This is a genomic window from Solidesulfovibrio carbinoliphilus subsp. oakridgensis (genome assembly GCF_000177215.2).
GTDB classification, from domain to species: domain Bacteria; phylum Desulfobacterota; class Desulfovibrionia; order Desulfovibrionales; family Desulfovibrionaceae; genus Solidesulfovibrio; species Solidesulfovibrio carbinoliphilus.
Genome location: NZ_CM001368.1, coordinates 668,013 through 689,037, shown reverse-complemented (window position 1 = coordinate 689,037; position 21,025 = coordinate 668,013). Strand labels below are relative to the sequence as shown.

Annotated in this window: 19 protein-coding genes; 17 read left to right on the top strand and 2 right to left on the bottom strand. The window is 65.2% G+C overall.

Annotated elements, in window-relative coordinates; translation table 11 throughout:
* Positions 1-4 precede the first annotated feature (4 nt).
* The 4 genes from DFW101_RS02995 (at position 5) to DFW101_RS02980 (ending at position 3,789) form a co-directional block, all read left to right on the top strand.
* Complete coding sequence (locus tag DFW101_RS02995) at positions 5-2,542, top strand: mechanosensitive ion channel family protein (RefSeq protein WP_009180054.1); 2,538 nt, start codon at positions 5-7, stop codon at positions 2,540-2,542.
* Positions 2,543-2,721: 179 nt separating this feature from the next.
* Positions 2,722-3,006, top strand: a complete 285-nt coding sequence (locus DFW101_RS02990; RefSeq protein ID WP_009180053.1) for a hypothetical protein — start codon at positions 2,722-2,724, stop codon at positions 3,004-3,006.
* Between the two features lie 42 nt (positions 3,007-3,048).
* A complete protein-coding gene (locus DFW101_RS02985; protein ID WP_009180052.1) occupies positions 3,049-3,489 on the top strand; it encodes a bactofilin family protein in 441 nt (146 codons plus the stop codon).
* Positions 3,490-3,564: 75 nt separating this feature from the next.
* On the top strand, positions 3,565-3,789 hold the full coding sequence (locus tag DFW101_RS02980; RefSeq protein WP_009180051.1) for a hypothetical protein: 225 nt from the start codon (positions 3,565-3,567) through the stop codon (positions 3,787-3,789).
* Positions 3,790-4,045: 256 nt separating this feature from the next.
* Here the strand turns inward: DFW101_RS02980 and DFW101_RS02975 are convergent, their stop codons facing one another.
* Entirely contained in the window at positions 4,046-5,386 is a 1,341-nt protein-coding gene (locus DFW101_RS02975) for a UDP-glucose dehydrogenase family protein (RefSeq protein ID WP_009180050.1), read from the bottom strand.
* Between the two features lie 219 nt (positions 5,387-5,605).
* Here DFW101_RS02975 and DFW101_RS02970 point away from each other — a divergent pair, with 219 nt between their 5' ends.
* From DFW101_RS02970 to DFW101_RS02910, 13 genes are all read left to right on the top strand, one after another.
* Positions 5,606-6,331, top strand: coding sequence for a pyridoxine 5'-phosphate synthase (locus DFW101_RS02970; RefSeq protein ID WP_009180049.1), 726 nt, complete (start codon positions 5,606-5,608; stop codon positions 6,329-6,331).
* Between the two features lie 108 nt (positions 6,332-6,439).
* Entirely contained in the window at positions 6,440-6,865 is a 426-nt protein-coding gene (locus DFW101_RS02965; protein WP_009180048.1) for a holo-[acyl-carrier-protein] synthase, read from the top strand.
* 193 nt (positions 6,866-7,058) lie between these two features.
* Positions 7,059-8,603, top strand: a complete 1,545-nt coding sequence (locus DFW101_RS02960; RefSeq protein ID WP_009180047.1) for a bifunctional ADP-dependent NAD(P)H-hydrate dehydratase/NAD(P)H-hydrate epimerase — start codon at positions 7,059-7,061, stop codon at positions 8,601-8,603.
* A 2-nt stretch (positions 8,604-8,605) separates the two neighbouring features.
* Positions 8,606-9,061: a CBS domain-containing protein gene (locus DFW101_RS02955; protein WP_009180046.1), complete on the top strand. Its 456-nt coding sequence runs from the start codon at positions 8,606-8,608 to the stop codon at positions 9,059-9,061.
* Between the two features lie 9 nt (positions 9,062-9,070).
* Positions 9,071-9,577, top strand: coding sequence for a tRNA (adenosine(37)-N6)-threonylcarbamoyltransferase complex ATPase subunit type 1 TsaE (gene tsaE / locus DFW101_RS02950; RefSeq protein WP_009180045.1), 507 nt, complete (start codon positions 9,071-9,073; stop codon positions 9,575-9,577).
* Positions 9,578-9,624: 47 nt separating this feature from the next.
* The gene (locus DFW101_RS02945; RefSeq protein ID WP_009180044.1) at positions 9,625-10,860 is read left to right on the top strand and encodes an aspartate kinase; all 1,236 of its coding nucleotides are present in this window, start codon (positions 9,625-9,627) and stop codon (positions 10,858-10,860) included.
* Positions 10,861-11,000: 140 nt separating this feature from the next.
* A complete protein-coding gene (gene cimA / locus DFW101_RS02940) occupies positions 11,001-12,626 on the top strand; it encodes a citramalate synthase (RefSeq protein WP_009180043.1) in 1,626 nt (541 codons plus the stop codon).
* Between the two features lie 151 nt (positions 12,627-12,777).
* Complete coding sequence (locus tag DFW101_RS02935; protein WP_009180042.1) at positions 12,778-13,851, top strand: acyltransferase family protein; 1,074 nt, start codon at positions 12,778-12,780, stop codon at positions 13,849-13,851.
* 90 nt (positions 13,852-13,941) lie between these two features.
* Positions 13,942-14,394 (top strand): universal stress protein, encoded by a 453-nt coding sequence (locus DFW101_RS02930; RefSeq protein ID WP_009180041.1) that lies wholly within the window; start codon positions 13,942-13,944, stop codon positions 14,392-14,394.
* Positions 14,395-14,774: 380 nt separating this feature from the next.
* The gene (locus DFW101_RS02925; protein WP_009180040.1) at positions 14,775-15,023 is read left to right on the top strand and encodes a hypothetical protein; all 249 of its coding nucleotides are present in this window, start codon (positions 14,775-14,777) and stop codon (positions 15,021-15,023) included.
* Between the two features lie 463 nt (positions 15,024-15,486).
* Entirely contained in the window at positions 15,487-15,696 is a 210-nt protein-coding gene (locus DFW101_RS02920) for a hypothetical protein (RefSeq protein ID WP_009180039.1), read from the top strand.
* 227 nt (positions 15,697-15,923) lie between these two features.
* Positions 15,924-16,895, top strand: coding sequence for a CobW family GTP-binding protein (locus tag DFW101_RS02915; RefSeq protein WP_009180038.1), 972 nt, complete (start codon positions 15,924-15,926; stop codon positions 16,893-16,895).
* Positions 16,892-17,917 carry a WD40 repeat domain-containing protein gene (locus DFW101_RS02910; protein WP_009180037.1) on the top strand — a complete coding sequence of 342 codons (1,026 nt, stop codon included), beginning with the start codon at positions 16,892-16,894 and terminating at the stop codon, positions 17,915-17,917. The genes DFW101_RS02915 and DFW101_RS02910 overlap by 4 nt, the downstream gene beginning before the upstream one ends.
* 100 nt (positions 17,918-18,017) lie before the next feature.
* Here the strand turns inward: DFW101_RS02910 and DFW101_RS02905 are convergent, their stop codons facing one another.
* The gene (locus DFW101_RS02905; protein ID WP_232286134.1) at positions 18,018-20,813 is read right to left on the bottom strand and encodes a PAS domain S-box protein; all 2,796 of its coding nucleotides are present in this window, start codon (positions 20,811-20,813) and stop codon (positions 18,018-18,020) included.
* Between the last annotated feature and the right edge of the window lie 212 nt (positions 20,814-21,025).

Sequence of the window (21,025 nt, the reverse complement as noted above, 5' to 3'; positions counted from 1 at the left end):
TCCCATGCTCCGTTTTTGGAAATCCGCCGCCTTCGGGCTGCTCCTTTGCCTTTGCCTGTCCCTGTCCGCCTTGGCCGCGTCCCAGCCCGACGCGGCCAAGGCGCCGCCGGCCGGGGATGCCGGCCCGTCCGACACCGCCCCGGTCGGCCCTGCCCCGGACAAGGCCCCGCCCCCGCCGGCCAAGCCCCAGCCCGTCGCCCCGGCACCCGCCAAAACCCCGTCCGACAAGGCCGGGGACAAGTCGCCCGAGAAGGCGGAACCCGAGGCCGACCAGCCCAAGGACTGGCAGGTCCTCTTGTCCATCCACCAGGAATCCCTGGTGCAGCAGGCCTCGCGCTTCAAGTCCATGGAAGGGCTTTTGCCCAAAAACGTGCGCAAATTCCGGTCCGACCTGTCGGCCCTCGAAGGCAAGCTCGATGAGTTGAACCTGATCATCAGCCTGTCCGGGGGCAACCCCTGGGAGCTGCGGGCGGTCCTCGGGGACCTGGGCCGCATCCGGCGGTCCACGGAAACGCTCCTGGCCCCGTTCCAGGAAAGCCGCGACGAGCTCGACAAGATCGCGGTGCGCCTCGATTCCCTCAAGGAGGAATTCGCCAAGCGCCTGGACGACGACCCGGAACCCGAAATCGCCGAAGCGCTCAACTACTTCCTGCGCTACATCAAGGGGGTGCGGGGCAACCTGTCGAGCGTCAAAGCCACGCTCGAAAAAGAGCTGGCCCCGGCCAAGGACTTTCTGGCCGGCCTGAACGCCACCGACGAGGGCCTGCGCCAGAAAATCCCCAAGGCCTGGAAGAGCTACTACTTCACCCCGACGACCGAGCTTTTCTCCCTCAAGGCCTGGGGCGAACTGCGGCAACGCCTGCAACTGTGGGCCAAGTCCAACGGCACCATGCTCGCCTCCCTGGCCCACGGCCCGGACGCCGCCCGCGTCGCCGGCCTCGGGGTCAAGGCCGGCGTGGGGTTGGCCGTGCTCCTGCTGGCCGATCTGGTGGCCGCCCTGCGCCTGCGTCGCCGCTACCCCGCCTTTGCGGGCCTTGGCCAACTGCGCCGCGTCTGGCTCCTGGCCGGTCTTGGCGTCATCCTCCACTGGACGGCCGCGGGCGCGCCGCTCATGCTCCAGGAAATCTTAAACGCCCTGGCCGAAATCCTGCTCGCCGCCGGACTGGCCGTCTTCTCCTGGTTCCTGGCCAAGTCCGCCACCCAGGTGGGCGACAGCCGGCCGCGAAATCCCCTGCGCCTTTTGTGGGGCATGTTTTCGCTGGGTCTTTTGCTCCAGATCGCGGACCTGCCCGAGCCGGCCCTGACCGCCGTCTGGATGAGCCTTTTGTTCCTCTTTTTCGAGCTTTCCCGCCAGGCGGCCCCGCATCAGACCGGCCCGCTGCGGCTGGCCTGCCGCCTGACCCCGGCCATGGCTGTGGCCCTGCTCGTCATGGCGGCCCTGGGCTGGCAGCACCTGTCCGTCCTGGCCCTGGCCGGCTGGTTTCTGCTCCTGGCCGCAGTCCAGACGGGATCGGGCCTGTCCGCCGCGGTGTCCGAATGGCAGGCCCGGGCGGCCCGCGAGGGAACTTCGGTCGTCACGCAGTCCGTCGTCTCGGGCCTCGGGTTTCCGCTCATTTTCCTGTCGCTGTTCTTTCTTGTCCTCTACTGGTTTTCGACAGAGCTCGGCGGCCAGGACATGTTTCTGGAAGCCGTGTCCTTTACCGTGGCCGTGGGCGACGTCAGCGTGACCCTTGGCCGGCTGGCCCTTATCCTCACCGGCTTTTTCCTGACCCGATCGAGCCTGAGCGCCGTCCAGTCGTTCATCCGGGACCTGCCGCGCCTGCGGCCCGGCGTCGATCCGGGCGTGCGCGACGTGCTCGACACCACGAGCCGCTATCTCTTCTGGGGCATCTACGTTCTCTTCGCCCTGTTCCTCCTTGGCTTTTCCTTTACGAGCCTGGCGGTCGTGGCTGGCGGTCTGTCCGTCGGCATCGGCTTTGGCCTGCAAAACATCGTCAACAACTTCGTGGCCGGCCTGATCCTTCTTTTTGGCCGTTCCATCCAGGCCGGGGACACCATCCAGATCGACGCCACCTGGGGCCAGGTCCGAAAGGTCAACATCCGAAACACCGTCGTCCAGACCTTTGACAACGCCACGCTCTTTGTCCCCAATTCGGACCTCATCGCCGGCAAGCTCGTCAACTGGACCCACCGGGACCCGACCGTGCGCCGGGAAATTGCCGTGGGTGTGGCCTACGGCTCGGACACCGACCGGGTCCGCGAGATCCTTCTCGAAGCGGTTCGCAACCAGCCCCATGTGCTGGCACAGCCCGAGCCGTCGGTGCAGTTTCTCAATTTCGGCGAGAGTTCCCTTGATTTCAAACTCTTTTTCTGGGTGGATGACGTCTCGGCCGGGCTTTCGACCACCTCCGACATCCGGTTCGCCATCAACCGGCGGTTTCGCGAGGAAGGCATCGAGATCCCCTTCCCCCAGCGCGAGGTCCGCATCGTCGAAGGCATCGACCCGTCAGGCGGCGCCATCGCGGCCGCGGGCGGGGACTGAGGCCGGGCAGGCGCCGACGCCGTTGCCCATTGCGGCCAAAGCCGCAACCCCGTATGGTCGTGGAAACCGATTCACAAGAAACGGATGTCAGCCAGGTTCCATGACATCCGGAGCCCGGAAACCGACCCGGTTTCCCGGGCGATACCGGCCGAGCCTCTGCTCGCAGAAAAAGGGACGCCATGAGACGTCTGCTGGCCATAGGACTTGTCTGCCTGCTTGGGGCCGCCATGCCCTTTACCGTGGGGTGCAAGAAAAAAACCACCCCGCCGCCCATGCCTCAGGCCGAAAATCCCGTTCCCGGGCCCGGGGCCAGCGCCCAGGAAGTGGAACGGTACCAACTCGAAGAGGAAAAACGCTCCCTGACCGACAAATACGGCGAGAACATCGGCCGGATCCAGCAGATAAACGCCCGCCTCATCCAGCTCAACATCGAAATCAACCGCCAGGCCAATCCCCACTACTAGCCGCTCCGAGGACAGCCGCCGGCCCCGTCAAGGACCAACCGCATGTTTGGACGCTCCACGAAAAAAAAGCCCCGCCATGACGCCATCTCGGCTTTTCTGGGGGCCGGCACCCAGTACCACGGCCAATTCAATTTCCAGGGCATCGTGCGCATCGACGGCGGCGTCATCGGCGACATCGTTTCCGACGGCATGCTGGTGCTTGGCGAGGAAGGCTACGTGGAAGGCCGCATCCGCGTGGCCGAACTGGTGGCCAGCGGCCGGATCGTCGGCAATGTGGAAGCCGCCCGGCGCGTGGTCCTGCACAAGACCGCCAACCTGCGCGGCAACCTGGCCTCCCCGGTCCTGGTTATCGAAGACGGCGCGGTCATAAACGGCCTGGTGCGCATGGCCGCACCCCCGGCCGCCTGCCTGGCCGAAGGCTCCGTCCCCCGCGCCCTGGCCTCCGGGACCGGGGACAATGTCCCGGAAACGGCGGGAAATTAGGCATTGCCAAAACCGGCCCGGCCGTTTACACGGCGAAAACACCGCCAAGCCCCCTGTTTGAAGGAGTCCCGCCCCATGGGCCAATTTTTGCCTGATTCCGGCCAGTTTCCCCTGGAAGACCAGATCAAGAACCTCGGGGATGACGAGCTTCTCGATTTCTGGGAGGAAACCCAGTATCTTGAACGCATCCTCGTGGAAGAGGAAAGCTCCGAGGCCGAGCATTCCCTGGAATACGAACGGGTGATCCTGCAGGAACTGATGCTGCGTTCCTGCCGCCGCACCCTGGAAGGCGGCCGCTAACCCCGGCCAGACCGCCTTTCCCTGCCGCGTTCCCACCGCCGGCGGGGATTTTTTCTCCTTCCCAAAGCCTGTTTTTTTGTGTCCCCCTCGCGGGGCCGTCTGTGTCATGGCGGCTCCGCTTCCTTGCTCACGTCCCGATCACCTGCCGAACCGGTTGCCGCGTAGGGTCGCTCCCCCCTGCCTCGTCGGTCCATGGACGCAAAAAAGGGAGGACGGTCGCCCATCCTCCCTCTGCGGTACTGTGAAAATCGGATGCCTAGGCCTTGGGGGTCCGGCGGCCGATGCAGAAGTAGACCATGCCGAGATCGGCCAGGAGCTGGGGCGAATAGAGGTTGCGGCCGTCGAAGATGATCGGGGCCTTGAGCATTTTCTTGATGCGCCCGAAATCCGGGTTGCGGAACTGGTTCCATTCCGTGACCACGGCCAGGCAATCGGCCTTCTCAAGCACGGCGTACTGCTCGTCCACGACGGTCAGCAGCTCGTTGCCCTTGAAGTGTTCACGCGTGTTGGGGCCGGCGACCGGGTCGAAGGCCACCACGCGCATGCCCTTGGCCGTGACGTCCTTGATGAGCTCGAAGGCCGAGGCCTCGCGCACATCGTCGGTGTTGGCCTTAAACGCCAGGCCCCAGAGAGCCAGCGTCTTGCCCTTGAGGCCGCCCTGCGGCTCGAAGTAGGCTTCGATCTTGCGGCTCAGGGTGTGCTTCTGGCGCTTGTTGACCTCGTCGACCGCAGCCAGGAGCTCGGGCTCGAACTTGTACTGCCGGGCGGTGTCGATGAGCGCCTTGACATCCTTGGGGAAGCACGAGCCGCCGTAGCCCAGGCCCGGGTAGATGAATTGGTAGCCGATGCGGTGGTCCGAACCGATGCCCATGCGCACTTCGCGCACGTCGGCACCGACCTGCTCGCAGATGTTGGCCACTTCGTTGATGAAGGAAATCTTGGTGGCCAGCATGCAGTTGGCCGCATACTTGGTCATTTCGGCCGAGCGCACGCTCATGACGATGACTTTTTCCCGACTGCGGGCGTAGGGCGCGTAGAGCGCCTTCAGCAGTTCGCCGGTGCGGACATTGTCCGTGCCGACGACCACCCGGTCGGGCTTGAAAAAGTCGTTGATGGCGTCGCCTTCCTTGAGGAACTCGGGGTTGGAGACCACGTCGTACTCGAACAGTTCGCCGCGTTTTTTGAGTTCCTCGCCAATGAGCTTGCGGACCTCGTCGGCCGTGCCGACCGGCACGGTGGATTTGTCCACCACGATCTTGTAATCCGTCATATGGGCGCCGATATCGCGGGCCACCTGATAGACAAACGAAAGGTCGCAGGAGCCGTCCTCGCGGGGCGGGGTGCCGACGGTGATGAACACGAACAGCGCGTTCTCCATGCCCTCCGACACCTTGGTGGTGAAACGCAGACGGCCTTCGGCCACGTTGCGTTTGACCAGTTCATCGAGTCCCGGCTCGTAGATGTGGATTTTGCCCTGGCGCAGATTTTCGACGATGGCGGGATTGATGTCCACACAGCACACATCATTGCCCATCTCGGCGAAGCAGGCGGCGCTCACCAGACCGACGTAACCGGTGCCTACGATACAAAGATTCATACCTGTACTCGTTGTTAGGGTTTCCCCCCGGCGACGGAAAACGTCTTCGGGGGAAGGGGCGGAAACGGCCGCGTGGCGGCAATGCCCCGGAATCGGAGAAAGTGGATTCGCACTTACGGATTGGTCGGACGTTTGTCAACAATCCATGCGGCGGGCCCACCGGTTGCCTGGATTTTCCAAAAGGCTTACCGTGAAAGCAACATATTCAAGGAGTCCGCCATGCCCCTGCTTGCGGTCAACGTCGACCACGTGGCCACCGTCCGTCAGGCGCGCCTCGCCCCGAACCCCGATCCCGTCACCGCCGCCGCCCTGGCCGAACTGGCCGGGGCCCGGGCCATCATCGTCCACCTGCGCGAGGACCGCCGCCACATCCAGGACCGCGACGTCCGCCTTCTGCGCCAGACCATAAAGACGCGGCTGCACCTGGAAATGGCCGCCACCGACGAGATGCGGGCCATCGCCCTGGAACTCAAACCCCACATGGTCTGCCTGGTGCCGGAAAAGCGCCAGGAGCTGACCACCGAGGGCGGCCTTGGCGTGGCCGGCCGGGAAGACGAGCTTCGGTCCTTCGTGGCCGACCTGGCCAAGGCCGGCATCCCGACCAGCCTTTTCATCGACCCGGACGCGCATCAGATCGCGGCCTCGGCCGCCGTCGGCGCCGCCTACGTCGAACTCCACACCGGCGCCTTCGCCGACGCCGCCACCCCGGCCATCCGCCAAGCCGAACTCGACCGGCTCCTGGCCGCCATCCCCGAAGCCCGTCTGGCCGGCCTTGGCGTCAACCTCGGCCATGGCCTCGATTACGACAATATTCACGCCTTTGCCGGCACAAGCGGCATCAGCGAATACTCCATCGGCCACAGCATCATCGCCCGGGCCATCATGACCGGCCTTCACGAGGCCGTATCCACCATGGCCGCCATTGTGGCCGCCTTTCCCGACTAGGCCGGCCTTTCGAAGCGTGCCCTTGTTCTCCATGCCCATGCGCTATCCCCTTTCTCTTCGCAAAATGCGCACGAACGGATCGCAAAGCGGCGACGGCAGGGGTGCCCCGTGATCGTCGGTGTCGGTATCGACCTGGTGGAACTGGCCCGCCTGGAGGCCGCCCTGGCCCGTTTCGGCGACCGCTTCCTGGCCCGCATCCTCACCCCGGCCGAGCGCGCCTTCCTGCCGGCCCGTCCCCTCCCCCGCCTCGCCGGCCTCTTCGCGGCCAAGGAAGCCACGGTCAAGGCGCTCGGCACCGGCTTTTCCCAGGGCATCGGCTTCTCCCACCTGGAGATCCTGCCCGATGCCCAGGGCCGCCCGGCCCTGACCCTGGCCGGACCGGCCCTGGTCCGGGCCGCCGCCCTCGGCGCCACCGTCTGGCACGTCAGCATCACCCACGAACGCACCACCGCCGCCGCTGTCGTGGTGATGGAGGGAGAGGAGAGGAAGATGCCTCCGGCGGCCGGGGGGGATCATCCCCCCCGGACCCCCTGAAAGGGAGACAAAAAAATATCTCTATACAGGCGGTTATCGCTTCTGGGAGACTTCATGTTCGGGTGGTGCGCCGGGCCTCCGGCCGTCAAAGCCCGGCCGGAGGCCCGGCGCACCACCCAGGCAGGGAGGGTCCGGGAGGGGCTTAGCCCCTCCCGGCCGCCGGAGGCATTCTTTTCTTAGTAAGGAGACGGCCATGCTGCAAGACGAACGGTACTTCGACCCCTTGCCGACACCGGCCGAGATGACGGCCTGGGACGCGGCCAGCGTGCGCGAGGGCGGCCTGTCGTTTCTGGCCCTCATGGAAAACGCCAGTAGAGAAGCCATGCACGCCCTGGTCGGCGAGGTCGGGGATGTTCGCGGCAAGTCGGTGCTGCTGCTGGCGGGCCCTGGCAACAACGGCGGCGACGCGGTGGCCCTGGCCCGGCACCTGGACGGCCGGGGGGCCCGGGTGACCATTGGGCTGTATCGGCCGCGCGGCCGGTATAAGGGCGCGGCCGGGTATAACGCCAGGGTGGCGACCAGGCTCGGGCTGGCCATGGCGCCCCTTGGCAAGGTGGACTTCTCCCGGGCCGATCCGCCGGACATCCTGGTCGACGGCCTGCTCGGCACCGGGTTTGCCGGCGAACTGCGGCCGGACATGGCGGCCGTGGTCGAAAAGATAAACACCTTGCGGGACCGGACCTTCGTCTTTTCCCTGGACATCCCGTCCGGCCTTTCCGGCGAGACCGGCCGGCCACAGCCCGTGGCGGTCACGGCCCATGCCACCGTCACCTTCGAGGCGGCCAAGACCGGGCTGGTCACAGCCGAGGCCGCACCCTACGTCGGCAAACTGCTCGTCCGGGACATCGGCATTCCCCGACTCGTCCAGGAGAAGCACCCCTGTCGGGCCTGGCGCATCGCGCCGGGCATCAAGGACGCCCTGCCGGCCGTCTCCCCCACGCTCCACAAGGGCAGCGCCGGCCGGGTGGTGGTGGTCGGCGGGAGCCGTGGCCTGACCGGGGCCCCGCTTCTGGCCGCCCTGGGTGCGTTGCGCTCGGGCGCGGGCCTCGTCAGCGTGGCCTGTCCCGGGGCGACGGAGGTCGCGCTCAAGGCCGGCTACCCCGACGTCATGACCATGCCCATGGGCGAGGGCGGCCACTTCGGACCTGGGGACGCCGCGGCTGTCCGGCAATTCGTCCACGGGGCCGACGCCGTGGCCCTGGGCCCGGGTCTTGGCCGCCATCCGGACACGGCCGGCTTTCTGGACGCCCTGCTCCCCCTGCCCTGCCGGCTGGTGGTCGATGCCGACGGCCTGTATTTCCTGGCCCAAAATCCGGACCTGATTCCAAAACTCGGCCCCGAGACCGTGATCACCCCCCATCCGGGCGAGGCGGCCCGGCTCCTGGGGATCGATATCCCGGCCGTGGAAGCGGATCGGCTGGCCTCGGCCCGGGCTCTCGCCACCCGCTACGGCTGCGTGGCCGTGCTCAAAGGGCCGGCCACGGTTGTGGCCGCCTCGGACGGCCAGGTGGCCGTCAGTCCCGTCGTCGCGCCGAACCTGGCGGTCGGCGGTTCCGGCGACGTGCTCTCGGGCCTCACCGCCAACCTGCTTTCCCGGCCCCTTTCCCCCTTGCTTGCCGCCTGCCTTGCAGTGTATTGGCATGGCCTCGGCGGCGCGCGCCTGGCCGCCCTCTATCCCATACGAGGCAATCTGGCCTCGGAAATCGCCGCTATGCTGCCCGGAGCTCTGACGGAGTAACCATGCTCAAAGCCAAGGACGTGATGACCGCAGACGTCGTCACCATCACCGAAGACACGGAAATCAGCGTTGCCGCCAAGCTCCTTTTCGACAGGGGATTCAACGGTGTGCCGGTCCTTAACGCCGCAGGCGCCCTCACCGGCATCCTGTGCCAGGCCGATCTGGTGGCCCAGCAGAAAAAGCTGTCCCTGCCCTCGGTCTTTTCCCTGCTCGACGGCTTCATTCCGCTCGGGTCCATGAAGGACCTGGACCGGGAAGTGGAAAAGATGTCGGCGCTTACCGCCACCCACGCCATGACCAGGAACCCGGCCACCGTGGCTCCGGAGACCGGCATCGACGAGGTGGCCTCGCTCATGACCGACAAGGGCTACCACAGCGTCCCGGTGGTGGACGCCGGCAAAGTCGTCGGCATCATCGGCATGCGCGACATTCTGGGCACCCTGCTGGAGAAGAAATAGCCCGGCGAAATGGATCCCAGCCCATCCATACTGCTTTCGCTGCCGAACGAGGCGGCCACCCTGGCCCTTGGCCGCGCCCTGGCCCGGCTTCTGGCCGATCCGGGCACGCGGGCGGCCCTGCTCTTGCGCGGCGGGCTCGGATCGGGCAAAACCACCCTCGTTCGCGGCCTGGCCGAGGCCCTTCCCGGCGGGGAAGACGCCGAGGTGGCCAGCCCCAGCTTCAACCTCGTCAACATCTATCCCACACGGCCCGAAACCTGCCATGTGGACCTCTACCGGATCGCGGGCGGCGACCCGTCCGTGGAGGAGCACCTGGAGGCGGCCGCCGACCAGGACGCCATCGTGGCCGTGGAATGGGCCGAATACCTGCCCCGGACACTGGTGCCCGCCGATCGCCTGGAGATCGAGTGGCTGCCGGCCGAAACCGGCAGGCGGTGCCGGGTGTCGGCTTGCGGCCCGCGCGGCCGGGCGGCCCTTCACGGCCTCGTGGCCGCCTGCCCGGACCTTGCGGTGTGACGACACTCCGGGAGGCCTTGCCCTCCCGGTCCTTCTTGGAGGCATTCATGCGAATTTTGGTGCAAAAGTACGGCGGAACATCGGTCATGGGCCTGGAGCGGATGCGCCTCGTCCTGGCCCGGGTCCAGAAGGCCCATGTCGAGGGCTACAAGCTGGTGGTGGCCCTGTCGGCCATGTCCGGCGTGACCAACCGGCTGCTGGCCCAGGCCAGGGAATTTTCCGCCAACCCGGATCCGGCCGAACTCGATGTGCTGGTGACCACGGGCGAGCAGGCCTCGGTCGCTCTTTTCTCCATGCTGGCCAAGGACGCCGGCCTGCGGGCCCGGTCACTGCTTGGCTTCCAGATTCCCATCACCACCAATTCCAATTTCAGCCGGGCCCGGATCATGGACATCGACACCGTGCGGGTCAAAGCCATGCTCGAGGACCACGACGTCCTGGTGGTGGCCGGCTTTCAGGGGGTCGACTGCAACGGCCGGCTGACCACGCTAGGCCGGGGCGGCTCCGACACCACGGGCGTGGCCCTGGCCGCCGCCCTGGAAGCGGAGGTGTGCGAAATCTACACCGACGTCAACGGCGTCTACACCACCGACCCGAACCTGTGCAGCAATGCCAGAAAGCTCGACCGCATCTCCTATGACGAGATGCTGGAGCTTTCGAGCCAGGGGGCCAAGGTCTTGCAGATCCGGTCAGTGGAACTGGCCAAGAAATTCAATGTCCCGGTCCGGGTCCGTTCGACCTTCACCGACGATCCGGGCACGCTGGTCACTTTGGAGGATACGGAAATGGAAGACGTCCTGGTTTCGGGAATCGCCTACGACAAGGACCAGTGCCGCATCACGGTCAGAAACGTCATGGACCGGCCGGGCGTGGCCGCCTCCATCTTCGCCCCCATCGCCGAGGCCGGCATCCTGGTCGACATGATCATCCAGAACACCGGACGCGACGGCCGCACGGACATGACCTTCACCATTTCCCGGGCCAACCTCGACAAGACCCTGGCCATTCTCGAGCACCTGCGCCCGGTCATCGGCTGCGAGGACATCCAACACGACATCCACGTCTGCAAGGTCTCGGTCATCGGCGTCGGTATGCGCAGCCATTCGGGCGTGGCTTCCACCATGTTCACCCTGCTGAAAAAAGAGAACATCAACATTCTCATGATCGCGACCTCCGAGATCAAGATTACCTGCCTGATCGAGGAGAAATACGTGGAACTCGCGGTCCGCACCCTGCACGACGCCTTCGGCCTGTCCGAAGGTCCGGCCAAGGCCTGCCCGTAAACGGCGCGGACCGGCGGATCAGCCCCCTTCGAAAACGCCGCCGCGGCCGGTTGCCCGGGAAACCGGGAAGCGGCAGCCGCAGCCAACCGGCGGACGGGCCAGGGCATCCCTGGCCCGTCCGCACGGAACCGGAAAAAGCCATGCGACGCGTCTTTATCTACGACACGACCCTGCGCGACGGGACCCAGGCCCAGGACATAAGCCTCACCACCGAGGACAAGCTGCGCATTGCCCTTCGGCTCGACGAACTGGGTGTCGCCTATGTCGAGGGCGGCTGGCCCGGATCGAACCCCACGGACAAGCGTTTTTTCCAGGAGATCCGGAACTACGACCTGAAAAACGCCCGGATCGCGGCCTTCGGCAGCACCCACAACCATCGGGCCACGGCGGCCACCGATCCCAACCTCAAGGCGCTCCTTGATTCCGGGGCCCCGGTGGTGACCATTTTCGGCAAGTCCTGGGACATCCACGTGACCGACGCCCTCGGCACCACGCTCCCCCGGAATCTGGAGCTGGTCGGCGATTCCCTGGCCTTTTTGCGGCCCCACGTGGGCGAGCTTTTTTTCGACGCCGAACACTTCTTCGACGGCTACAAGGCCAACCCCGACTATGCCATGGCCGTCCTCGCCCGGGCCTTCGAGGCCGGCGCCGACGTGCTGGTCCTTTGCGACACCAACGGCGGCACCATGCCGGGCGATTTCCGCCACATCCTGCGCGCCGTGATCGCCGCCATGCCCGAGGCCAAACTCGGCATCCACACCCACAACGATTCGGGCCTGGCCGTGGCCAACTCCATCGAAGCCGTGGCCCTCGGGGCCGTGCAGGTCCAGGGCACGGTGAACGGCTACGGCGAGCGGTGCGGCAACGCCAACCTGTGCTCCATCATTCCCTCGCTTTGTCTCAAGCTCGGCCTCGAATGCCTGCCCGCCGGCAAGCTGCCGCTTTTGACCCCGACGGCCCATTTCGTCTCGGAGATGGTCAACCAGGCCCCCCCCTCCAACCAGCCCTACGTCGGGGACGGGGCTTTCGCCCACAAGGGCGGGGTCCACGTGTCGGCCGTGGTCAAAAACCCGCTGACCTACGAGCACATCACGCCCGAAGCCGTGGGCAACGTCCGCCGGGTGCTCCTGTCCGACCTGTCCGGCCAGAGCAACATCCTGTACAAGGCCAAGGAATTCGGCTTCGACCTCGACAAGAACGATCCCTTCGTGCTGGAGCTCTTGACCACCATCAAGGAGCGCGAGGCGGAGGGCTACGAGTACACCGCAGCTGAAGCCTCCTACGAGCTGCTCCTGAACCGCGTCCTTGGCCGGGCCCGCAGCTATTTCACGGTCACCCGCTTCCGGGTCCTCGACGACAGCTCCTACGAACGCGAGGAGCCCATGACCGAGGCCACGGTCATGATCAAGGTGGGCGGCCGGGTCAAGCACACGGCGGCCACGGGCCGGGGGCCGGTCAACGCCCTGGACAAGGCCATCCGCAAGGCCCTGCGCGGCTTCTATCCGCGCCTGGCCGAGATGCGGCTTTTGGACTTCAAGGTCCGGGTCCTGTCCGGCAAGGCCCTGGACGACTGCGCCCCGAGCGGCTGCGGCACGGCTTCCCACGTCCGGGTCCTGGTGGAGTCCGGGGACGCGTCGCGCCGGTGGGTGACGGTGGGCGTTTCCCACAACGTCATCGAGGCCAGCTTCCAGGCCATGGAAGACGCCATCAACTACAAGCTTTTCAGCGACGACAAGGAAAAGCTCACCAAGGCCCTCAAGGGATAGCCATCGGTCGCCCGGACCGTGTGGAGCGCGGTCCGGGCGGCATCCTGTGGCGGTCGGTTCCCATCTTTTCCCAATATTCCCGTCGGCTTCTTCACCTGTCCCGACCCGACAGGCGTGAAGGCGGCGGGCAAAGGCGAGGCAGACGCGGATCATGGGTCTCGTGCGATTTCTCCTGGCCGCAACCGTGGTCATCAACCACACCGGCCCGATCTGCGGACTGGTCTTCACCGACGCCTACGTGGCCATCAAGGTCTTTTTCATCATTTCGGGCTTTTACATGGCCCTCATCCTGTCGGAAAAATATACCGGTCCCGGCCGGTGCCGCCTTTTCTATTCCAACCGCTGGCTGCGGCTTTTCCCGGTCTACTGGGTGGTGCTCCTGGTCTCGCTTGGCGTGTCGCTGGCCTTTATGAAATTCGCCCACACGGCGCTTTTGCTCGGGCCGTGGCAGACCTGGCTGCCGCACCTGACGCCGGCCGCCCTGCTGGCCCTGGCCGGGGCCAACCTGACCATCTTCGGCCAGGACCTCCTTTTTTTCACCCACCTGGACCCGGCCACCGGCACCCTGTCCCTGGCCTGGGACGCCCTGCACCGGGCCACGCCGGCCTGGTTTTTCCTGCTCATTCCCCAGGCCTGGACCATTTCCCTGGAATTGTGCTTCTACCTTCTGGCCCCGTGGCTGGTGCGCCGCACAACCGGCTTCCTGGTCGGCCTGATCGCCCTGAGCCTGGCCGCGCGCGCCGGCGTCTATCTCGGACACTTTCCCTTCGATCCCTGGAAGCAGCGTTTTTTTCCGGTCGAGTTCGGCTTTTTCCTGTGCGGCATCCTGTCCTACCGCCTGTACGCGTCGCTTAAAACCGTGGCCATTCCCCGGCGGATTCTTTGGACGGTGAGCGGCCTGTACCTTTCCGGCATCGTTTTCTTCCAGTTTTTTCCCGGAGCCCTGGGCAAGGAGTTCTATCTCTATGCCGCGACCGTGGCCTCGATCCCTTTTCTTTTCCTCTTGACCCAAAAGATGCGGTTCGACCGGGCCCTCGGCGAGCTTTCCTACCCCATCTACATTTCCCACTGGACCGTCATCATGGTGGTGGAGTATTTTTTCGGCAAACGGCATCTGCCGGTCCTCGCCCTGGGAGCCACCATCCTTTTTTGCCTGGCGCTCAATCGGCTGGTTGCCGACCCCATCGAGCGGTTCCGCCAGAAACGGGTTCTGCGCCGGGCCTAACAGGCCGCCACGAAAAGCTTCTTTCGCTTTGCCACGCCCCGTGGTATCTTTTTTCGGCCATCAACCCGCAACCCGTGAGGAGCAAAAGCCATGGTCCAGATCAAGACCATCGTATGCGCCCTGGATTTTTCCGAAGTGAGCCCCAAGGTGGCCGAATACGCCCGGAGCCTGGCCGAGGCCTGCGGTGCCAGGATCGTGGCCCTGTACGTGGCCCCGTCCCTGACCCAGTATGTGGAGTTCCATGTCCAGGCCAGCTACATCGACGATTTTGTCACGGGTATCGTGAGCGGCGCCAAGGACACCATGGACTCCTTCGTCAAGGAATACTTCCAGGGCGTCACCGTCGAAAGCCGGGTCGTGTCCGGCTACGCGGCCGAGGAGATCGTGAGCGTTGCCGAGGAGGTGGGCGCGGACCTGATCGTGCTCGGCACCCACGGCCGCAAGGGCATCGACAAGATTCTCTTCGGCTCCGTGGCCGAGAAGGTCATCAAGACGGCCAAGGCGCCGGTTCTGTCCATGCGTCCCGAAACCAAGGAAGAATAAGAGACCCGACCGGCGCCCGCGCTCCGGTGCCTTCGGCCCGGGCCGCAACGGCCGTGGTGCCGGGGCCGGACTTGCGGAACGCGGCCGATGCTCATGCAAAGTCTTGCTCCCTGCCCTCCTTTTCAGGCGGTCCCTGCGGACCGCCTTTTTCGTACCCTTCCTTGATCCAACGCGGCCGGCACCCGTTTCCTGGGCTCCTCTTTTCCGCCAGCCGGCACACCCATCACGGCAACATATTATTATAACATTATATTTTCGGTACCTTATTTTCTTGCCTATCATCCGCTCCCAAAATTACATTTTTGTATTTGCAATTTGCCTCGGAATCGCGCAATGAGTTCCACATCCGATTTTATCTTTTTTGTCAAAAGGAGCCAAAAATGCAGAAATCGACGCTGGAAAAAGTGTTTGAATACGCCTCCTCCCCGGTCCATGGCACCCTCTCCCGCAAGCTGCGCAAGGGGGTGAAAATACAGATCAACGACGGCACCGTGTTCGAAAGCGCCACTCTCTTTCTTGGCGACGAGTTTGTGCGGATCACCCAGAAGGCCGGGGAAGAAACCCGCAACACCTATTATTCTTGGGACAAAATCTGTTGCGTGACCACCATCGGCAAGGTGGAAGACTAGCCAAGACCGGCGCGGCCTGGGGCTCTCTCCCTGACAATCCGCCGTTCTCCTCTTTGGTCCGCGCCGCCCTCCCCTCTCAGGACGCGGACCATACGCCGCCCCACCTCTCCATGGGGCGGCGTTCTTTTTTCCATTTTTGGAAAGAGTTCCGGCGGCATCAGCATTGTTGCGACGGGCAAAAAGCCCAGCGGCCAAATCTCGCCTGCGGGTTTTCTCCCGGAACGTCCCATGGCGGCTTTCGCCCTCTTTGCCGGCCCGGGACGAACGCGGGGACAGACTCGAGGCAACTGCGGGCAGCGAACTTCAAGGCGAGTTCACGCCTGGGTGCGGGGAACCCGGCGAGACGGATTTCCATCTGTCGTCTGGCCACGTGCGCGCAGGCCCGGCCATGGCCTTGCCAGTCAAAAGATACTGATTATTATTTTCATGAAGAGAGGAGAGAAAGCCCGAGGAGGCGAGTTCGATGATGCACAGCTTGCAACATGGTTACAAGGGATATTCGATCGAACTGACGCCGCGTGGCGACTATTGCGCCTCGTTCGCCGCCGATATCCGTGACGGTTCGGGCCGGCTGGTGTCCCATCTGGGCGTGGCCGGAGATACCGAAGAACGGGCGGTTGCCCGCGGCCGGGAACTGATCGATTTCGAACTGGATTATGGTTCGTCCCATTGAACAATCGGGGGGTCCACGGGGCCTCCCTTTTTCATTGCTCCTTCACGTCGGACCGTGGCCGTCGCATCGGGATGGATCGCTCACGCCTCCCTCCCGGGAAACAAGCCCATTCCGTCAGGCATGCCTTTCCAGGCGCTTGCCCCTCCCAGGCAGGCCGCATCCGGTCTGGTCCTTTGCTTTGTTTGGTGCTACCTCCCCTGCCTTACCGAACCCCTGGGGGACAGCCAATGCATTCCATTCCCGTCACCGTCCTGACCGGCTTTCTGGGAGCCGGCAAAACGACCCTCTTAAACCGCGTCCTCTCCGAGGACCACGGCCGCAAATTCGCCGTCATCGTCAACGAATTCGGCGAAATCGGCATCGACAACGAACTGATCGTCTCCTCGGACGAGGAAATCTTCCTCATGAACAACGGCTGCGTGTGCTGCTCCGTGCGCGGCGACCTGATCCGGGTCCTCGGCGGTTTGGCCAGGCGGCGGGGCGCCTTTGACGGCGTGCTCCTCGAAACCACGGGCCTGGCCGATCCGGCCGCCATCATCCAGACCTTCGCCATGGATGAGGACACCCGCGACGCCTTCCACCTGGACACGGTCACCACTGTCGTGGATGCGGTCCATTTCCGGGGGCACGCCGCCGAAAACAGGCAGGCCCTGGAACAGGTCGTGTACGCCGACCTTGTCATCGTGAACAAGACCGATCTGGTCGGCCAGGACGTCCTTGACGACATCACCGCCACGGTCAAACGCCTCAACGCCACGGCCGAGATCATCCCGGCCGTGCGTTGCGACCTGCCGCTTGCCAGAATTCTCGACCGCCAGGCCTTTGACATCAACCGCCTGCTTTTTGCCCATCCGGGGTTTGGCGGACAGGAGCCCCACGAGCACGACCACGGCATCCGGAGCCTGAGCTTCACCGTCGCCGGTCCGCTTGATCCGGAGAAGCTCGGCGACTTCCTCTCCACGCTTCTGCAAGAGCACGGGCAGGACATCTACCGGTCCAAGGGCATCATGGACGTGGCCGGCACCAAACAGCGCTTCATCTTCCAGGGCGTGCACATGTACCTGGAAACCGCCTGGGGCACGCCCTGGAAAGAGAACGAGGAACGGACGAGCCGGGCCGTCTTCATCGGCCGGGGACTCGATCGTGCAATGCTTGAAAAAGGCCTCGCCGGATGCGCGGCCGGGGAGGAACAGTCATGAGCGTTTTTACTCCGGATGCGGAACTGCCCGGACTTTCGCAGGCCGACTTCGGTGCCCATGTCTCGGCCTGCGCCTTCAGTCCCGACGGCGAAACCCTGGCCCTGGCCCTTGGCAGCGGCACGGTCGCCCTTTTCACCCCGGCCACCGGCGAGACGACCCTGGCCAAGGCCCATGCCGGCGCGGCCCTGTGCCTGGTCGGCACGCCGGCCGGCTTTGTCAGCGGCGGCGACGACGGACGAGTGGTCCTGACCGGCCCCGCCGGCGTGGTGCGGGAGCTCTGTGCCGAGCCCGGACAGTGGATCGAGCACGTGGCCGCCAGCGCCGATGGGCGCGTCCTGGCCGCGGCCTGCGGCAAACGGGTCATCCTTTTTGACAGCGAGTCGCTCGCTCCCCACGTTCTGCCCGAACTGCCGAGCACCATCGGCGGTCTGGCCGCCAGCCCCGACGGCCGGGCCCTGGCCGCCACCCACTACGACGGGGTGACCGTGTACGCCCCGCCGCGCCCGGACGGCCGGGGCAACGTCTTCGACGGCCCTGGCTCCAACCTGACCCTCGCCTTTTCCCCGGACGGCGGGAAAATGGCCTGCGCCACCCAGGACAAGAGCGTACGGGTCTATGACCTGGACCAGGCGGCCGGCTATCTGCTGGAGGGGTATCCGTCCAAGGTGCGCAGCCTGTCGTTCGCCGGCGACGGCAATACGCTGTGGACAGGGGGGGAACAGGCTTTTGTGGGCTGGCCCGTGGACGCGGCCACCGATCCCGCCGCCCGCGAGGCGCTGGTCTTCGGCCAGTTCGAGCACGGCCTGCTCGGGGCCGTGGCCGCCCACCCGGCCCTGGCGCTGGTGGCCGGCGGGTTCGACGGCGGCATCATCTTCCTCGGCAGCGCCGACCGCCGGGCTGCGGCGCCGCTTCTGGCCCTCAAGAACCACCGGATCACCTGTCTGGCCTGGTCGGCCGACGGCCGACGCCTGGCCGGCGGCGGCGACGCCGGGGCCGCCTTTTTCATGGATATGGCCGGCTAGTGGCGTTCGCTAAAAAATATGTTAATATTTTTTAGAAAAAAATAATTATTCAAATATGTTGTTTTCGAAATTCGTATGCACGGATTTCGAGAACGCGACACTAGGCGCCTTCGTTGCCCCGCAGCAGGTCGCGGATGGCGGACTGGACCCGGTCCAGTTCGCCCCGGACCCGGCGGCAGGCTTCCCGGCAGCCCGTGGCGTCGCCGGCCAGGCCCGCTTCCTGGAGCCGTCTCGCATCCTCGGTCAGGCCCCGGGCCCGCAAGGGAACGGCCATGCCAAGCAGGGTGTGGGCGGCATCCCCGACCGCCTCCCAATTCTCCTCGCGCACCGCCCGATCGAGGTTGGCGGCCACGGCCGGGCTCTCATCCAGGAACATGCGGGAGATTTCACGGGCAAACGCGGTTTTTCCCCGATCCCGATAATAGGCCATGTCCATGGGCAAGGACGACCGGACCGGCCTGTTCGTCTCCTCGGCCACGCCCGGCCGATCCAACACCCGGCGCATGACCATGAAAAGCTCATCCACATCCACGGGCTTGGACACGTAATCGTCGAGCCCGGCGGACAGAAAGCGTTCCCGGTCACCCTTCATGCTGTAGGCCGTCAACGCCACCACCGGAAGCCGCCGGGCCGCCTCCCCGACCTCGCCGTCGCGGATGCGGCGGGTGGCCTCGGTGCCGTCCATTTCCGGCATCTGGATGTCCATGAGCACCAGGTCCGCCGGCCCCTGGGCCAAAAGCGCCAAGGCTTCGCCTCCTGAACCGGCAAGCCGCACTTCGCAACCAGCCTCGACCAAAAAATGTTTCAAAAACAGCCTGTTGACCTGGTTATCCTCGGCCAGGAGCACCCGCAGCCCCGCAAACCCGCCGGCCAGGACAGCCGTTTCGACCCGGGCCTCGTCCCGCTGCTCTTCCCGGGCCGGCCGCAGCGACACGGTAAAGGAGAAGGTGCTGCCATGATTCGACCGGCTCTCCACACCGATGGTGCCGCCCATCATCTCCACCAGCCGGCGGCTGATGGCAAGCCCCAGACCCGTGCCGCCGAACCGCTTGGTCCGCGAGGCTTCAAGCTGGGTGAAGACCTGGAACAGGTCCGGCAGCCGGTCTTCGGGGATGCCGATGCCGGTGTCGCGCACCGAACACTCGACGAGCAAAGGATCGCCCGGCCGCAGCAGCCGAAACTCCACAGCCACCTCGCCCTGGTCCGTGAACTTGAGCGCATTGCCGACCAGATTGCGCACCACCTGCATGATCCGGTCGGGATCGCCATTGAGGACTTCGGGCACATCCGAAGCGATCCGCACCGAAAGCTTGAGCCCTTTTTGGCGGGAGGAAAACTGGAAGGGCTTCATGGTCCGGTCCAGGGCCTCGCGCAGATCGAAATCCACAGAGGAAAACTCCATCTTGCCGGCTTCGATCTTGGAAAAATCCAGAATATCGTTGACGATGCCAAGGAGCGACCGGGAGGAGTCGAGGATCATCTCCAGGTTTTCCCGGACTTCGGGACGCGGCGTCTGGCTGAGCGTCATCTGGGTCAGGCCGATGATGCCGGAAAGCGGCGTGCGGATTTCGTGGCTCATATTGGCCAGAAAATCGCTTTTGGCCCGACTGGCCGCCTCGGCCTGGCGTCTGGCCCGCTCCAGATCGCGTTCGCGGCTGCGTTCCTTGACGTGGGCCAGCACCCCTTCGCCAAGCAGCGACAACCGGTGGACATCGGCGTCGTCGTAGGGCTCATCCTTGTCGACCACGGCCACGAGCAGTCGGGATTTGGCCTCGTCGGCCACCGGCACAATGAGATACCGCCCCCGGGGAGCCCCTGGCCGACCGTCGTCCCGGGAACCCTCGTCCACCCTTGTCGTATTGGCCAAAACGGGGTGCTGCGATTGCCAGGCCCTGGCAAAAAGCTCCACCTCGCGCAGGCCGAAGCAGCGGGCGTCCGGGGACAGGCCGAAGGCGGACAGGGCCTGCCGTTGGGCGGCCAGCAGCCGGATCGTATCCTTGTCCGCATCGTACATGGCGAAAATCCCGGAACGGCTGCCGGTCAGGACGACCGCCCGGGACATGGCGTAGGCGCCAAGCTCGGGCAACCCGTCCTCCCGCATCCGGCCGAGGCGCAGCAGGGCTTCCAGGGTCTTGCTGTGCAGGGAAAGCTGTTCCGTGCTGTGGCGCGTTTCGGTCACGTCGAGGACGTGGCAGATGAAGTGGAGGGGCGCGTCGGCGGCATCCCGCACAAGCCTGGCTGAGACCCGGGCCCAGACGGCCCGGCCCGAGGCATGGCGGTAGCGTTTTTCGAACCGGAAATGCTCCTGCCCCCCGGACAGGGCCCGGACGATATGGTGTGGGGTTATCCCCTTGTCGTCCTGATGGGCCAGCTCCTGGATGGTCTTGCCGACGAGATTATCGGCCTGGCAGCCGAAAAAACGGCACAGGGCCTCGTTGACCAGCAAGAGCCGCCCTTCCAGCGAGACGATGCACAGCCCTTCGTTGGCCCCCTCGAAGGCCATGCGGAAAAGTTCCTCGCTTTTGGCCAGGACCCGCTCGGCCCGGCGGCGGGCGGTGATGTCTTCGATGGCCGCCAGGGATCTGATGAATCGGCCGGCCGGGTCGAACTCCCCGACCGAGGACAACAGGACGTCGAGCACCCGGCCGTCCTTGGCCGCCATCTGGAACGGCATGGCGGTCAGGGCTCCGGCCTGGAGAAAACGCGGCAACGCGGCCTGGAACTCGGTGCGCGAGGCCGGCGTGAAAAAATCGCCCAGATACCGGCCGATGACGTCCGGAGCCGCATAGCCGAGGGTTTCCAGCCATCGGGCGTTGACCGTGAGCAGCCTGCCCGTGGCGTCGATGGAATGGAGCATGACCGGGGCCATTTCGTAGAGCGTCTCAAGGCGCTCCAAGGCGTTTGCAGGCCCTTCTCCGCCGTTTAGGTCCATACGGGCCCCCCCCCCTTTCTCCGCCGCTTTCCTCGGGGAAATTCCGAAACCCTAACCCAGCCGGGGCATGAAGACAACGTCGCGGCGACGTTGCATGCGCATCTCACCAGAGCTGCCCTCGCTTGTCCAGGCGAGGGCTTTCGGTTTATACTGTTCCCACGCCGGGACGCCCATTG